Source organism: Kitasatospora sp. NPDC094016, assembly GCF_040304045.1.
In the GTDB taxonomy this organism is placed as follows: Bacteria; Actinomycetota; Actinomycetes; order Streptomycetales; family Streptomycetaceae; genus Kitasatospora.
In genome coordinates this window covers 241,631-255,705 of sequence record NZ_JBEOUK010000001.1, presented here as the reverse complement: position 1 = coordinate 255,705, position 14,075 = coordinate 241,631, and the positions used below count along the sequence as shown (strand labels likewise).

The 14,075-nt window shown below is 72.0% G+C and carries 13 protein-coding genes; 7 read left to right on the top strand and 6 right to left on the bottom strand.

Going from position 1 to position 14,075, the window contains the following annotated elements:
• Nucleotides 1–4: 4 nt before the first annotated feature.
• The 4 genes from allB to ABT015_RS01090 all read right to left on the bottom strand — a co-directional run bounded on the left by allB (nt 5) and on the right by ABT015_RS01090 (nt 5,206).
• Nucleotides 5–1,411 carry an allantoinase AllB gene (gene allB / locus ABT015_RS01105; RefSeq protein WP_350875337.1) on the bottom strand — a complete coding sequence of 469 codons (1,407 nt, stop codon included), beginning with the start codon at nt 1,409–1,411 and terminating at the stop codon, nt 5–7.
• A gap of 276 nt (nt 1,412–1,687) precedes the next feature.
• On the bottom strand, nt 1,688–2,830 hold the full coding sequence (locus ABT015_RS01100) for a glycerate kinase (protein WP_350875336.1): 1,143 nt from the start codon (nt 2,828–2,830) through the stop codon (nt 1,688–1,690).
• A gap of 488 nt (nt 2,831–3,318) precedes the next feature.
• On the bottom strand, nt 3,319–4,206 hold the full coding sequence (locus tag ABT015_RS01095; RefSeq protein ID WP_350875334.1) for a 2-hydroxy-3-oxopropionate reductase: 888 nt from the start codon (nt 4,204–4,206) through the stop codon (nt 3,319–3,321).
• A 154-nt stretch (nt 4,207–4,360) separates the two neighbouring features.
• A complete protein-coding gene (locus ABT015_RS01090) occupies nt 4,361–5,206 on the bottom strand; it encodes a TIM barrel protein (protein WP_350875332.1) in 846 nt (281 codons plus the stop codon).
• A 248-nt stretch (nt 5,207–5,454) separates the two neighbouring features.
• On the opposite strand from ABT015_RS01090, the gene ABT015_RS01085 reads away from it, so the two are divergent.
• From ABT015_RS01085 to ABT015_RS01055, 7 genes are all read left to right on the top strand, one after another.
• The gene (locus ABT015_RS01085; protein ID WP_079136014.1) at nt 5,455–5,700 is read left to right on the top strand and encodes a thiamine-binding protein; all 246 of its coding nucleotides are present in this window, start codon (nt 5,455–5,457) and stop codon (nt 5,698–5,700) included.
• Complete coding sequence (locus ABT015_RS01080; protein ID WP_350875330.1) at nt 5,697–6,077, top strand: helix-turn-helix domain-containing protein; 381 nt, start codon at nt 5,697–5,699, stop codon at nt 6,075–6,077. Before ABT015_RS01085 ends, ABT015_RS01080 begins: the two co-directional genes overlap by 4 nt.
• A 275-nt stretch (nt 6,078–6,352) precedes the next feature.
• A complete protein-coding gene (gene uraD / locus ABT015_RS01075; protein ID WP_350875328.1) occupies nt 6,353–6,856 on the top strand; it encodes a 2-oxo-4-hydroxy-4-carboxy-5-ureidoimidazoline decarboxylase in 504 nt (167 codons plus the stop codon).
• Nucleotides 6,857–6,961: 105 nt separating this feature from the next.
• Complete coding sequence (gene uraH / locus ABT015_RS01070; protein WP_350875326.1) at nt 6,962–7,297, top strand: hydroxyisourate hydrolase; 336 nt, start codon at nt 6,962–6,964, stop codon at nt 7,295–7,297.
• Nucleotides 7,298–7,329: 32 nt separating this feature from the next.
• Nucleotides 7,330–8,250 (top strand): factor-independent urate hydroxylase, encoded by a 921-nt coding sequence (gene pucL, locus ABT015_RS01065; protein ID WP_350875324.1) that lies wholly within the window; start codon nt 7,330–7,332, stop codon nt 8,248–8,250.
• 274 nt (nt 8,251–8,524) lie between these two features.
• On the top strand, nt 8,525–9,988 hold the full coding sequence (locus ABT015_RS01060) for a nucleobase:cation symporter-2 family protein (RefSeq protein WP_350875322.1): 1,464 nt from the start codon (nt 8,525–8,527) through the stop codon (nt 9,986–9,988).
• Nucleotides 9,989–10,040: 52 nt separating this feature from the next.
• A complete protein-coding gene (locus ABT015_RS01055) occupies nt 10,041–11,426 on the top strand; it encodes an 8-oxoguanine deaminase (RefSeq protein WP_350875320.1) in 1,386 nt (461 codons plus the stop codon).
• A gap of 327 nt (nt 11,427–11,753) precedes the next feature.
• Here the strand turns inward: ABT015_RS01055 and ABT015_RS01050 are convergent, their stop codons facing one another.
• Together ABT015_RS01050 and aceB are read right to left on the bottom strand one after the other, a co-directional pair.
• Nucleotides 11,754–12,140, bottom strand: a complete 387-nt coding sequence (locus tag ABT015_RS01050; protein ID WP_350875318.1) for an allophanate hydrolase-related protein — start codon at nt 12,138–12,140, stop codon at nt 11,754–11,756.
• Between the two features lie 153 nt (nt 12,141–12,293).
• Nucleotides 12,294–13,946, bottom strand: a complete 1,653-nt coding sequence (gene aceB, locus ABT015_RS01045) for a malate synthase A (RefSeq protein ID WP_350875316.1) — start codon at nt 13,944–13,946, stop codon at nt 12,294–12,296.
• Nucleotides 13,947–14,075: the final 129 nt, after the last annotated feature.

Sequence of the window (14,075 nt, the reverse complement as noted above, 5' to 3'; positions counted from 1 at the left end):
CTCCTCAGGACAGGCGATCGGACGGGGTGGTGGTGGGGGCGGCGACGGGCCGGGTGAGCGGGCGGCCGAAGGGCTCGGCCGAGACGTCCACCGCGCGGCCGCGCAGCCAGGTGGTGCGGACCGCGCCGGTCAGCGTCCGGCCCGCGTACGGGGTCACGGGGTTGCGGTGGTGCAACTCGCGGGGGTGGACGGCGAATTCACCGTCGGGGTCGAAGGCGACCAGGTCGGCGTCGCAGCCCGCCGCGATGGCGCCCTTGATCCCGGTGAGGCCGACGAGTTCGGCCGGTCCGGCGGACATCCAGCGGACCACGTCGGCGAGGCCGTGGCCGCGGCGGCGGGCCTCGGTCCAGATCGCCGGCAGGCCCAGTTGCAGGGAGGCGATGCCGCCCCAGGCGGCCGCGAAGTCACCGCTGCCGCCGTACTCGGGCAGCAGCTTGAGGTCGGGGGTGGAGGGCGAGTGGTCGGAGACCACGGCGATGAACTCGCCGTCCGCCAGGGCCTGCCAGAGCAGGTCGCGGTTGGTCTCGTCGCGGATCGGCGGGCAGCACTTGAAGGCGGTGCCGCCGTCCGGCACCTGCTCGGCCGCCAGGGTCAGGTAGTGCGGGCAGGTCTCGGCGGTGACCTGGACGCCGTCCTCGCGGGCCTGGCGCAGCAGCGGCAGCACGGCGGCGGAGGAGACGTGCAGGATGTGGACGCGGGCGCCGGTGCGCCGGGCGGTGTCGAGCAGGACGGCGACGGCGACGGCCTCCGCGTCGGCGGGGCGGGAGGCGAGGAAGTCGCGGTAGTGGACGCCGGGTTGCTGCGGGGCGGCGGCCAGCACGGCCGGGTCCTCGGCGTGGATGATCGCCAGCGCCCCGAGCCGGGCCTGCTCGGCCAGCGCGGCCTCCAGGTCCGCGGCCTCGACGTGCGGGAACTCGTCGACGCCGGAGGGGGCGAGGAAGCTCTTGAAGCCGAACACGCCGGCCTCGTGCAGCGGCGCGAGGTCCGGGACGTTGCCGGGGACGGCGCCGCCCCAGAAACCGAGGTCGACCCAGGCCTGGCCGTCCGCGGTCTTCCGCTTGGCGACCAGGCCCTCCAGCGTGGTGGTGGGCGGGACGGAGTTGAGCGGCATGTCGATGATCGTGGTGACGCCGCCGGCCGCGGCGGCCCGGGTGGCGGTGGCGAAGCCCTCCCACTCGGTGCGGCCGGGCTCGTTGACGTGCACGTGGGTGTCGACCAGGCCGGGCAGCAGGGCGGTGTCCCCGAGGTCGGCGAGGCCGCCGTCGCCGTCGGGTCGGTCGCCCGCGAGGAGCGAGCCGTACGCGGCGACCTGCTCGATCTTCCCGTCCCGGATCAGCACGTCGGCGGGGCGCTCACCGTCGGGCAGGACCACCCGTCGGGAGCGGATCACCGCTGGCTGGCTGAAAGGCATGGGAGACCTCCGAAACCTGGAAGTTGGGGGTGGGCGCCGGGCGGGAACCGGGAGGCGGACCGGCAGGGAACCGGCAGCGAACCGGGCGGGGAAGCGAAGGATTGCCGGGAGCCTAGGCCCGCCTTCAACAAAACGTCAATGGAGGAACGTACGAGGCGAACGCACGGGGGATCCGCGCACCCCGTCGGCACGGGGGATCCGCCCGGCCCATCGGCATGGCGGACCCGCCCGGCCCATCGGCATGCGGGAACGGGTACGGCGGGTCGGCGCGGAGGATCAGCCGGACAGCAGCTCGCCCGCCAGCCGCTCCCCCGCCACCTCGGCCAGCTCACCGGCCTTGGTCATGCTGTCCCCCGGCTGCTCCGCGAGGTCGGTGAGGGCGATCGCGGCGGTGAACCCGGCGGCCCGCCACTCGGGCTCGGACAGCTCCAGCCGCCCCGCCACGGCGGCCACCCGAACCCCCGCCCGGGCGGCCGCCGAGGCAACGCCGGCGGGGGCCTTGCCGTGGAGCGTCTGCGCGTCCAGACAGCCCTCGCCGGTCACGACGAGGCGTGCCCCACGCACGGCCTCGTCGAAACCCAGCAGTTCGAGCAGCAGCTCGATACCGGGTCGCATGGTGGCGCCGAGCAGCGCGAGAGCGGCGAAACCCACCCCGCCGGCGGCCCCGGCACCGGGGGCGTCGCGCACGTCCCGTCCGGTGGCCAGGGCGACCTGGTCGGCGAAGCGGGTCAGGCCCTCCTCCAGGACCACCAGGTCGTCGCCGTCGGCGCCCTTCTGCGGGCCGTAGACGGCGGTGGCGCCGCGCGGGCCGAGCAGCGGGTTGTCCACGTCGCAGGCCACGACGATCTCGACGCCGGCCAGCACGTCGGCCAGCGGGCCGGGCTCGATCCGGTCGAGCCTGCGCAACGCCGCTCCGCCGGGGGGCAGTTCGGCGCCGTCGGCGTCGCGCAGGCGGGCCCCGAGCGCCTGGACCATGCCCGCGCCACCGTCGGTGCAGGCGCTGCCGCCGAGGCCGAGCACGATCCGCTTGGCGCCGAGCGCCACGGCCCGGCCGATCAGCTGGCCGACGCCGTAGGAGCCGGCCGCGAGCGGGGCGGTGCGTCCGCCGGGGAGCCGGGCGAGACCGGAGGACTGCGCCAGCTCGACCACGGCGGTGTCGCCCCGCACGGCCAGCGCGGCGTCCACCGGCAGGCCGGTCGGCCCGGCCACCTTGGCCGGGACGCGGGTGAAGCCGGCCGCGAGCGCGGCGGCCAGGGTGCCCTCGCCGCCGTCGGCGACGGGCAGTTCGCGCACCTCGACGCCGGGCGCGGCGCGCCGGACGCCGGCGGCGATCCGGGCGGCGACCTCGGCGCCCTCCAGGGTGCCCTTGAACTTGTCGGGAGCTACGACCACATGGCCCTGGTGGGGGGTGACGGGCATGGTGCGGTCCTCACTTCCGTACGGGGTCTGGCGATGTTTCGACAGCCTGTGCCAAGCATGGGCCCGGGTGCTCCGGGGATGCGACCCCCTGTCAGGAGATTCGCCCGCCCGTCGTCGCGGGGGTCCGCCCGCCGTCGCGGGGGTCCGCCCGCCGTCGCGGGGGTCCGCCCGTCGTCGCGGGGGTCAGCCCCCGCCGGGAGGGTGCGCTCCCGGCGGGAGGTGCGACCCCCTCCCCGCCGTTCCCCTCGTCCCGCTTCCGACGTACGAGAGGCTCCCCTCGGCGGGGAGGGGGCCAGGCGAGGCGTACCGGCACGACCGAAGTGCCCCCGGCAGGGGAGTACGCATCACCGGCTGGATCGACCGGCGGGCGGGCGGATGAGCCCCGGCCCGACCGCCGGTCGGGTCTGGCCCCCTGGTGGCGCGGGCACGACCGGATGAGGTACACGCCACCAGGAGGAGTTCACAGGGGGCCCGAGAGGCCCCGGGGCCTACTTGACCTCGCGGCCCGAGAGGCGCTCGACGCCGCGCAGCAGCACCGAGTGGTCGAGCGAGCCGTCGCCGTTGGCGCGGGCGGAGGCGACCAGCTGGGCCACCACGGCGCCGACCGGCAGCGCGGCGCCCACGGCGCGGGCGGCGTCGGTGACGATGCCCATGTCCTTGTGGTGCAGGTCGATCCGGAAGCCGGGGGCGAACTCGCGGTCGACCATGTTCGCCTTCTTGCGGTTCAGCACGGTCGAACCGGCCAGGCCGCCGCCGAGCACGTCCAGCGCGGCGGGCAGGTCGACGCCGGCGTTCTCCAGGAACACCACGGCCTCGGCGAGCACCTGGATGTTGACGGCGACGATCAGCTGGTTGGCGGCCTTGACGGTCTGGCCGGCACCGGACGGCCCGACGTGGATGACCGTGGTGCCCAGGACGTCGAACAGCGGCTTGGCCTCGGCGAAGTCCTCGGCGGCGCCACCGACCATGATCGACAGCACCGCCTCGACGGCCCCGGCCTCGCCACCGGAGACCGGGGCGTCCAGGGTGCGCACGCCCTTCTCCTTGGCGGCCGCCTCGACCTTCTGGGAGGTCTGCGGGGTGATCGAGGACATGTCGATCACGAGGGTGCCGGGCCTGGCGTTCTCCAGCACCCCGCCCTCGCCCAGGATGGCCTGCTCGACGTGCGGGTCGGCCGGGACCATGGTGATGACGACCTCGGCGTCCTTCACCGCGTCCGCGATGCTGGTGGCGCCGTGACCGCCGGCCGCGACCAGGGCGTCGATCTGCGGCTGGGTGAGGTTGTAGCCGGTGACGTGGTGGCCGGCCTTGACCAGGTTGGCGGCCATCGGGCTGCCCATGATGCCGAGGCCGATGAAGGCGATCTTGCGGCTCATCGCGTCGTTCCTTACGTCGTTCGTGGGGTGGGGAGGGTGGTGGGCCGGGCTTGCCCGGCGGCGTGCGGCCCGCCCGCTCAGGAGCAGCGCAGGGCCCGCCCGCTCGACGGGTGCTCGGCGCCTGCTCAGCGGCTACTCGACGGCTGTTCGACGGCTACTCGGCGGCGCGGTGCTCGCGCGGCAGCCACCCGAAGCTGTCGGCGCTGACGCCGGTGGAGGGGCGGTACTCCAGGCCGATCGGGCCGGTGTAGCCGGCGGCGGTGAGCCGGGCGAAGAGGTCCTCGAAGTCCAGCCCGCCGGTACCGGGCTCGTTGCGGCCCGGGTTGTCGGCGATCTGCACGTGGCCGAACCGGTCGGCGTAGGCGTCGATGACGGCCGGCAGGTCCTCGCCGTTCCTGGCCAGGTGGTAGAGGTCGCAGAGGAACTTCGCGTTGCCCAGGCCGGTGGCGGCGTTGACCTTGTCGACCACCTCGACCGCGGCGGCCGCGGAGACCAGCGGGTAGTCCGGGGACTCCGCCGTGTTGAGGGCCTCGATCAGCAGGATCGCGCCGATCTCGTGCGCGGCCCCGGCGGCGAGCACCAGGTTCTCCAGCGCGAGGGCGTCCTGCTCGGCGGCCTCGACGCCTTCGATCCGGTTGCCGTACAGCGCGTTGAGCGCCTTGGCGCCGAGCGAGGCGGCGAGCCCCGCGGCGACCGGGACGTTGGCCCGGAAGCGGTCCTTCTCGCTGGGCACCGAGACGGTGCCGCGGGCCCCGAGGGTGAGGTCGTCCAGGAAGTTGAGGCCGGTGAGCCGCACGCCCGCGTCGCCGAAGGCCTTGCGGAGGGTGTCCAGCTCGGCCTCGGACGGGGCGGGCTCGGCGCCGAAGGGCCACCACAGCTCGGCGGCGGTGAAACCGGCGGCCGCGGCCGCGGCGGGACGCTCCAGCAGCGGCAGTTCGCCGAACAGGATCGACAGGTTGACCGTGAAGCTGTGCCGGGAAGCGGCCGTCACGTCACTCACCTCTCACTCTCTACCGAGATCCGCAACTTCCACGATCCGGAAGAGGGATTCTGCTTGGTGGAAGCATCTCCGGCTCGGCGAGCAGGTGTCAAGACCGCCGCAACATTTTGTTGAAGAAGCCCGGAGGTGAGCCCGGCCGTGAGCCCGGCCGTGAGCCCGGAACCCCCCTCCCATCGGCGCCGCGACCGGCGGATCGACCGGCCCTGCCCGCCCGCACCGGCGCTCGCTACAGTGAGCACGTGCGATTGATGGTGGAGTTCACGACAGAACCGTTCGAACTGGACACGTTCCCCGAGCACGCCGCGGCGGCCCGCCAGGTCGTCGACGAGGCCGGCCTGGCCGTCTCGGTCGGCCCCTTCGGGACCGGCGCCGAGGGCGAGGCCGACCAGGTGCTCGCCGCGGTGACCAAGCTGCTCCGGGAAACCCTGACCGCGGGTGCGACCCGGATCTCGGTCCAGGTCAGCGTGCTCGGCGAGGAGGGCGGTACGCCGTGACCGAGCACGTGGAACACCCGCTCGCCCTGGCGATCAAGCCGCTGCTCGACGCCGTCGGCGCGACGCCCGTCCAACTGGACGAGGCGAAGTCCGAGGACGTCGTCCTGGAGTGGGAGGGCACCCCGGCGCTCGCCGTCCGGCTGCCGCACCTCAGCAGCGCCCTGGACCGGCTGCTGGCCGAGATGGCCCGCCAGTTCGACGGCCGCCCGCTGGCCGAACTGGACCGCGGGGAGAAGCAGCGGGTCGTCGCCCTCCTGGAGGAGCGCGGCGCCTTCACCGTCCGCCACGGGGTCGAGACGGTCGCCTCGGCGCTCGGCGTCAGCCGGTTCACGGTGTACAACTACCTCAACCGCCAGGACGGCTCGAAGCCCTCCTGACCCCGGTCGCTCCCCCAGGTCGACCCCCCGGTTGTCTCCTCGGTCGATTCCGCCAGGACTTCCTTCTGGCGGAAACCTTCCGAACGGACGGACCCCGCCGGCGCGGCCAGTCCGAACCGGCCCCCGGCGGGGCGCACTTGGCGAATCGCACACGAATCGCGCCGACAACGGCGGCCGGTTCAAAACGTAACCACCAACCGTTCAACAAAGTGTTGACGGCCGGGTGGGGTGGATCTAGCTTGTGCGGGTGGCACCACTCTTCAGGAGGTCCACCCGTGACCAACCACCCCCACACCCTTGACGCCCTGGCCGCGGCCGACGCCGCGGACCTGGAAGCCGTTCTGCTGGAGGTCTGCTCCAGCCCCCACTGGGCCGCCGACGTCGCGCGGGCCAGGCCCTGGTCCGACCGGGAGTCCCTGCTCACCGCCAACGCGGCGGCCATGGCCGGGCTGACGGTCGCCGACCTGCACGACGCGATGGCCGGCCACGCCCGGATCGGCAAGCCCAAGACCGGCGACGCCACCTCGCAGCGGGAGCAGGCCGGCATCCGGGGCGTGGACCGAGCCCTCCTCGACGAACTGCACGAGGCCAACGCCGCCTACGAGGCCAAGTTCGGCCACGTGTTCCTGATCTGCGCGACCGGCCGCACCGCGGCCACCATGCTCGCCGCCCTGCGCGAGCGCCACCCCAACGACGCCGCCACCGAGGCGGAGATCGTCCGGGGCGAACTGCGCAAGATCAACGACATTCGGCTCAACCGCCTGCTCGACGCATCCTGACGGAGCCGCGACGGGCCCTGGCGGGCCCCGGTGGACATATCCTGACGGATCATCAGCATTTGTAGACGAATGATCACTTCTGCCATCAGTAAGGTCACTTCACCCATGACTGGCATCTCCACCCACGTGCTCGACACCAGCCTCGGCCTCCCGGCCGAGGGCGTCCCGGTCGAGCTCGCACTGCACACCGAGGGTGGCTGGCAGGTGCTCGGCACCTCCGCCACGGACTCCGACGGCCGGGTCAAGGACCTGCCGGCCGTGGAGGCGGGCTCGGTCGTCCGGCTGCTCTTCGACACCCGCGCCTACCACGCGCTCAAGTCCGCGGAGCCGCCGTTCTTCCCCGAGGTCTCGATCGTCTTCACGGTCGCGCCCGCGCAGCACCACTACCACGTGCCGCTGCTGCTCAACCCGTTCGGATACTCGGTCTACCGCGGAAGCTAGTAGACCGACCTGGAAGCCCTAGGAGCCACGTCATGGCCCACGTGCTCGGTCAGAACCAGTACGGCAAGGCGGAGAACCGCATCGTGCGGGTCTACCGCGACTCCACCCGGCACGAGATCAAGGACCTGAACGTCTCGGTCTCCCTCCGGGGCGAGTTCGAGGACGTCCACCTCACCGGGTCGAACGCCAACTGCCTCCCCACCGACACCACCAAGAACACCGTGTACGCCTTCGCCAAGGAGCACGGGATCGAGTCGGCCGAGGCCTTCGGCATCATCCTGGCCCGCCACTTCGTCGACGACACCGAGCGCGGCGTCGTGCACAGCGCCCGGATCCGGATCGAGGAGTACGCCTGGGACCGGATCAAGACGCCGGACAACTCGGCCCGCTTCATCGGCTCGGAGGAGGTCGGCCACTCCTTCGTCCGCAACGGCCAGGAGACCCGCACCACCGAGATCGTCTACGACGGCGAGACCGTCCAGGTCATCTCCGGCCTCAAGGACCTCGTCGTCATGAACTCCACCAACTCGGAGTTCTGGGGCTACATCAAGGACAAGTACACCACCTTGCAGGAGGCGTACGACCGCATCCTCGCCACCCAGGTCACCGCCCGCTGGAAGTACGGCTACGACGGCCGGGACGGCGAGGCCCAGCCCAACTGGAACCGCTCCTACACCCACGTGCGGCGGCACCTGCTGGAGGCCTTCGCCGAGACCTACTCCTACTCGCTGCAGCAGACCCTGCACTCGATGGGCACCCGGGTCCTCAACAACCGCGCCGAGGTGGACGAAGTCCGCCTGGAACTGCCCAACAAGCACCACTTCCTCGTCGACCTGGAGCCCTTCGGCCTCAAGAACGACAACGAGGTCTACTACGCCGCCGACCGGATGTACGGCCTCATCGAGGGCACCGTGCACCGCGAGGGCGTCGTCCCGGTCATCCCCGTCGCCTGACCGCCCCACCCCAATGGGCACCGCCCGGAATCGCCGCACCCGCCGGCCCCCGAACGCCGGCCGCGTCCGGGCGGACAGCAGTACCCGCACCACCGGCACCACCCGTTCCACCAGTTTCTCCACCCCCACCCACCGGAGTTCGTGTCTGCCTCGCGGCGGCCGGCCCGGGGCACTGGAGAAGCGCCCCGAGGGATTCCTGCACCGCCGTCCCGCCCTCGGGGCACCTCCAGCGCCGCGGGCGCGCCGGGAGTCACGGGCACAAGAGGGGCTCGACATGGCACCCAGCGACACCAGCAGTAAAGACGGCGGTTCCACCCCGGAAAGAACCCCTGGCCCGGACGGCACGTCGGCACACCTGCCCGGTGAGCCGTCCGGGCCCGGAACCCACCCCGTGGACGAGTTGCTGCCCCCGGTGAAGCTCTTCTCCACCGGACTCCAGCACGTCGCCGCGATGTACGCGGGAGTCGTCGCACCCCCGCTCATCGTCGGCGCCGGCGTCGGGCTCTCCCCCGCCGAACTCGCCCTGCTCATCTCGGCCAGCCTGTTCACCGCCGGACTGGCCACCCTGCTCCAGACCCTCGGCATCTGGAAGATCGGCGCGCGACTGCCGTTCGTCAACGGCGTCTCCTTCGCGGGAGTCGCGCCCATGATCGCCATAGCCAAGGAGCACAGCCCGAAGGACGCCCTCCCGGTGATCTTCGGAGCGGTGATCGTCGCGGGGATCCTGTGCTTCCTCGCGGCACCGTACTTCTGCAAGCTCATCCGGTTCTTCCCCCCGGTCGTCCAGGGCACCGTGATCACCCTCATCGGGGTGTCCCTGCTTCCGGTGGCGGTCAACTGGGCGCGCGGCGGCTCGCCGGGCGCCCCCGGATACGGCTCCATGCGGGCCGTCGGGCTCGCCGCGATCACCCTCGTCGCGGTAGTGCTCTGCAACCGGCTGCTGCGCGGCTTCTGGCAGCAGCTCTCGTTGCTCATCGGCCTGGCGCTCGGCACCCTGATCGCCTTCCCGCTGGGCCTGGCCGACTTCGGCGCGGTCAAGGACGCGAAGATCTTCGCGCTCCCCTCCCCGTTCCACTTCGGCGCGCCCGTCTTCGACGCCGCCGCGATCGTCTCGATGTGCATCGTCATGGTGGTCGCCATGACCGAGTCCACCGCCGACATGCTCGCCCTGGGCAAGATCGTCGAGCGCGAGGCCGACGAACCCACGCTCGCCGCCGGCCTCCGGGCCGACGGACTGGCCACCGCGCTCAGCCCCGTCTTCAACGGCTTCGCCGCCAGCGCCTTCGCCCAGAACATCGGGCTGGTGGCGCTGACCAAGATCCGCAGCCGCTTCGTGGTCGCGGCCGGCGGCGGCATCCTGATCCTGCTCGGGCTCTTCCCCGTGCTCGGGTCGCTCGTCTCCCTGGTACCGCAGCCCGTCCTGGGCGGCGCCGGAATCGTGCTCTTCGGCACCGTCGCGGCGAGTGGCATCCGCACCCTCGCGGAGGCTGGGATGGAGTCCAGCTCGAACACCATCCTGGTGTCCGTGTCGCTCGGCGTCGGCATCATCCCCATCGCGGCGCCGACCTTCTACGACTCCTTCCCGGAGGCCGTCCGGACCCTGATGCACTCCGGGATCTCGGTCGGCTGCGTGATGGCCGTCCTGCTCAACCTGCTCTTCCACCACGTCGGAGCCGCCCGCCGGACCGGATCCGGCCAGACCTCCGGCGCGACGGTGCCGACGGCGACACCGTCCTGACCGGCCCGGGAGGGGCGCACGCCCCTCCCGGCCCCCCCATAGGAGTGACACCATGGCAGTCCAGCCCCCACCCGCCGACCAGCGGATCGTCATCGAGAACGTCGCGATCGCCACCGTCGACGCCGACGACACCGAGTACGCCCGCGGCCACGTGGTCATCCTCGGCAACACGATCGAGTCGGTCGGCGACGGACCCGCCCCGCAGTGGCTGGACAACGTGGTGCGCCGGATCAACGGCGAGGGCCACCTGATCACCCCCGGCCTGGTCAACACCCACCACCACTTCTACCAGTGGATCACCCGCGGCCTCGCCCAGAACGACATCCTGTTCGACTGGCTCGTCGCTCTCTACCCGACCTGGGCCCGGATCGACGAGAAGCTCGTCCACGCCGCCAGCCAAGGCTCCGCCGCCGCCCTCCTCAAGTCCGGCTGCACCACCGCCTCCGACCACCACTACGTCTTCCCCAAGGACGGCGGCGACGTCCTCGGCGCCTCCATCGAGGCCGTCCGGGAGCTCGGCCTGCGGTTCACCGCGCTGCGCGGCTCCATGGACCGCAGCAAGAAGGACGGCGGCCTCCCGCCGGACCACGCGGTCGAGGAGCTCGACGACATCCTCACCGCCTCCGAGGCCGCCGTGGACACGTACCACGACTCCTCCTTCGGCTCGATGCTGCACGTCGCCATCGCGCCCTGCTCGCCGTTCTCGGTCTCCACCGACCTGCTCCGCCAGTCCGCCGAACTCGCCCGCCGCAAGGGCGTCCGGCTGCACACCCACGGCTCGGAGACCGCCGAGGAGGAGCAGTTCTGCAAGGAACTGTTCGGCATGGGCCCGACCGACTACTTCGAGTCCGTCGGCTGGCTCGGCGAGGACGTCTGGATGGCGCACTGCGTCCACATGAACGACTCCGACATCGCCAAGTTCGCCGAGACCGGCACCGGTGTGGCCCACTGCCCCTCCTCCAACGCCCGGTTGGCCGCCGGGATCGCCCGCGTCCCCGACATGCTCAGGGCCGGCGTCCCGGTCGGCCTCGGCGTCGACGGCACCGCCTCCAACGAGTCCGGCGAACTCGGCACCGAGCTGCGCAACGCCCTGTTGATCAACCGTCTGCACGGCTCCCCGACCGCCCTCACCGGCCGCCAGGCGCTGCGGCTGGGCACCATGGGCGGCGCCCGGGTGCTCGGCCGCCAGGACGAGATCGGCTCGATCGAGGCCGGCAAGCTCGCCGACCTCGCGCTGTGGAAGATCGACGGCGTCCTTCACTCCTCCATCGCCGACCCGGTCGCCGCCCTCACCTTCGGCGCCCTGCCGCCGCTGGCCGTGCTGTTCGTCAACGGCAACGCCGTCGTCGAGAAGGGCCAGCTGACCACCGTCAACGAGGACCGGATCGCCCGCGCCTGCGCCCGCGCCGCCAAGGAGCTCGCCGCCCGGCCGCTCTGACGCCCCGCTGCTCCCCTTCCCACCCCCTGAACTCCGGGCCGCCCAGGGACGGTGCGTGACCCGGACTCCGCAACCCGGCCTTCCCGGCCGGCGCGCGGACCGCAGCCCCGGACCCACGGCGAGGGTCCGGGGCTGCGGCGTGCCCGGGGGCGGGTGACAGGTGACAAGTGACAGACGACAGCGGACAGATAACAGATGACAACTTTCGTCATCTGTTATCTGTCCGCTGAAATCTGTTCTTTGACATCTGTTCGCCGTGATGCGCTTGCGGTGATCCGTTCGCCGCGATCCGTCCGCTGTGGTGCGTCCGCCGCTACGGGCCCGGACTCAGGCGGTACGCCCGAGCGAGCCGAGGTACGCGCGCCAGCCGCCGTGGTGGGTGATCTCGCGGTGCACCCCCCGCTCCACCTCGCCGCGGGCGAGCAGCATCGACAGGCAGGCGGAGCCGTCGTCGAGCTTGATGACACCGAGCTCCAACTCCCGCGGCTCGCCGGGGAGGATGACGTCGCGCAGGCGCTCCAGGGTGATGTCGTAGAGCTCGCCCTCGATGGCGGTGTCGACCGTCGGATCGGCGAGCAGGCCCGGGCAGACGTCGTCGATCGAGAAGAAGCGGTAGCCGGGGGCCGTCCGGGCCGGGCCGACCAGCGAGTCGGCGACCTTGGCGTGGAACGGTCCGCCGACCATGGCCTGGCCGTTGAAGAAGATGCGGGGCACGGTTGAACTCCTTGACGGGTACCGGGAAAAGGCCGTTCCGTACGGCGACGGGAGGACAGGTGGAATCGTCGCCGTACGGAACGGAGCAATGGGCCGGTGGGACTGCTACAGCCCGGCAGGCGGCAGCGGCGGCACCGGCGGATGGACTGGGTCTCAGCCCAGCAGGGGAAGCGCGGGGAGGGTCAGGAAGTCCGCGAACTCCTCGGCCAGGGCGACCTGTTCGAAGAGCTGGGCGGCCTCGCGCCAGCGGCCGCCGGCGTACGCGTCCGCACCCAGCTCGGCCAGGAGTTCGGCCAACTCCGCGGCGACCAGGGCGCGGACGAGGTCCGCGGTGGCCTTCTCGCCGGTGTCGGACAGGACGACGCCGTTGTGGATCCACTGCCAGATCTGCGAGCGGGAGATCTCCGCGGTGGCGGCGTCCTCCATCATGTTGAAGATGCCGACCGCGCCGAGGCCGCGCAGCCAGGCCTCGATGTAGCGGATACCGACCTGGACGGCGTTGTGCAGCCCCGCGTGGGTGCAGGTGCCGCCGGCGCCGGCGATGTCGAGCAGCTGGGTCGCGGTGACCGGCTCGGAGGGCCCGGGGTGGTCCTTCTGGTGGGGGCGCTCGCCGAGCACCGCGTCGAAGGAGGCGCGGGCGACCGGAACCAGGTCCGGGTGGGCGACCCAGGAGCCGTCGAAGCCGTTGCCGGCCTCGCGGTCCTTGTCCGCCTTGACCTTCTCCAGGGCGGCGGCGTTGACCTCCGGGTCCCTGCGGCTGGGGATGAACGCGGCCATGCCGCCGATCGCGTGGGCGCCGCGCTTGTGGCAGGTCTGCACCAGCAGGCGGGTGTACGCGGCCATGAACGGCGAGGCCATGGTGACGCTGTTGCGGTCCGGCAGGACGTACTGCTCGCCGGCGTCGCGGAAGTTCTTGACGATCGAGAACAGGTAGTCCCAGCGCCCGGCGTTGAGGCCGGCCGCGTGGTCGCGCAGCTCGTAGAGGATCTCGTCCATCTCGAACGCGGCGGTGATGGTCTCGATCAGCACGGTGGCGCGGACGGTGCCGTGCGGGATGCCGAGCGCGGCCTGGGCGTGGGTGAACACGTCGTTCCAGAGCCTGGCTTCGAGGTGGCTCTCGGTCTTCGGCAGGTAGAAGTACGGGCCGGAGTTGGGGTCCTCGGCGCCCTTGGCGAGCAGCCGGGCGGCGTTGTGGAAGAAGTACAGGCCGAAGTCGAGGAAGGCTCCGGCGACCGGGGTGCCGTCGACGAGCAGGTGGTTCTCGTCCAGGTGCCAGCCGCGCGGGCGGACCACGACGGTGGCGAGTTCGGCGGCGGACTTGAGGGCGTACGCCTTTCCGGCGGAGGTGGTGAAGTCGATCCGGCCCTCGAAGGCGTCGATCAGGTTGATCTGGCCGCTGACCACGTTCTCCCAGGTCGGGGAGGTGGCGTCCTCGAAGTCGGCGAGCCAGATCCGCGCGCCGGAGTTGAGGGCGTTGATGACCATCTTGCGGTCGGTGGGACCGGTGATCTCGACGCGGCGGTCCTGGAGCGCGCGGGGCGCCTCGGCGACCTTCCAGTCGCCGGCCCGGATGTCGGCGGTGTCGGGGAGGAAGTCCAGCGTGCCGGCCCTGGCGATCTCCGCCCGGCGGGCCTTCCGCCCGGCCAGGAGCTCCTGTCGCCGCCCTTCGAAAGCGCGATGGAGGCCGACGACGAAGGCGACCGCCTCCGGAGTGAGCACCTCCTCCGCCCGGTGAACGCGCGGACCGGCGACAGTGACGACCGGAGCAGCGGGGGAGGCGCCGACGGGTCCCTGTTCTGTAGCCATGGGCAGGACACTCCTAAGCGGTTGAGCCTGGCGGAGGGAGCTCCGGTGGGAACTTCCTTGATCGGAACCCGCCTGTCGGCGAGTTCGATTCTGTAAGGTGGAGACTAGTTTCCGCGATACAGAATTTCA

Coding starts and splice junctions, on each gene's coding strand:
- ABT015_RS01055 (WP_350875320.1), top strand. CDS start 10,041: ATGGCAGTCCAGCCCCCACCCGCCGACCAGCGGATCGTCATCGAGAAC.
- aceB (WP_350875316.1), bottom strand. CDS start 13,946: ATGGCTACAGAACAGGGACCCGTCGGCGCCTCCCCCGCTGCTCCGGTC.
- ABT015_RS01060 (WP_350875322.1), top strand. CDS start 8,525: ATGGCACCCAGCGACACCAGCAGTAAAGACGGCGGTTCCACCCCGGAA.
- uraH (WP_350875326.1), top strand. CDS start 6,962: ATGACTGGCATCTCCACCCACGTGCTCGACACCAGCCTCGGCCTCCCG.
- pucL (WP_350875324.1), top strand. CDS start 7,330: ATGGCCCACGTGCTCGGTCAGAACCAGTACGGCAAGGCGGAGAACCGC.
- ABT015_RS01095 (WP_350875334.1), bottom strand. CDS start 4,206: ATGAGCCGCAAGATCGCCTTCATCGGCCTCGGCATCATGGGCAGCCCG.
- allB (WP_350875337.1), bottom strand. CDS start 1,411: ATGCCTTTCAGCCAGCCAGCGGTGATCCGCTCCCGACGGGTGGTCCTG.
- ABT015_RS01085 (WP_079136014.1), top strand. CDS start 5,455: ATGGTGGAGTTCACGACAGAACCGTTCGAACTGGACACGTTCCCCGAG.
- ABT015_RS01100 (WP_350875336.1), bottom strand. CDS start 2,830: ATGCCCGTCACCCCCCACCAGGGCCATGTGGTCGTAGCTCCCGACAAG.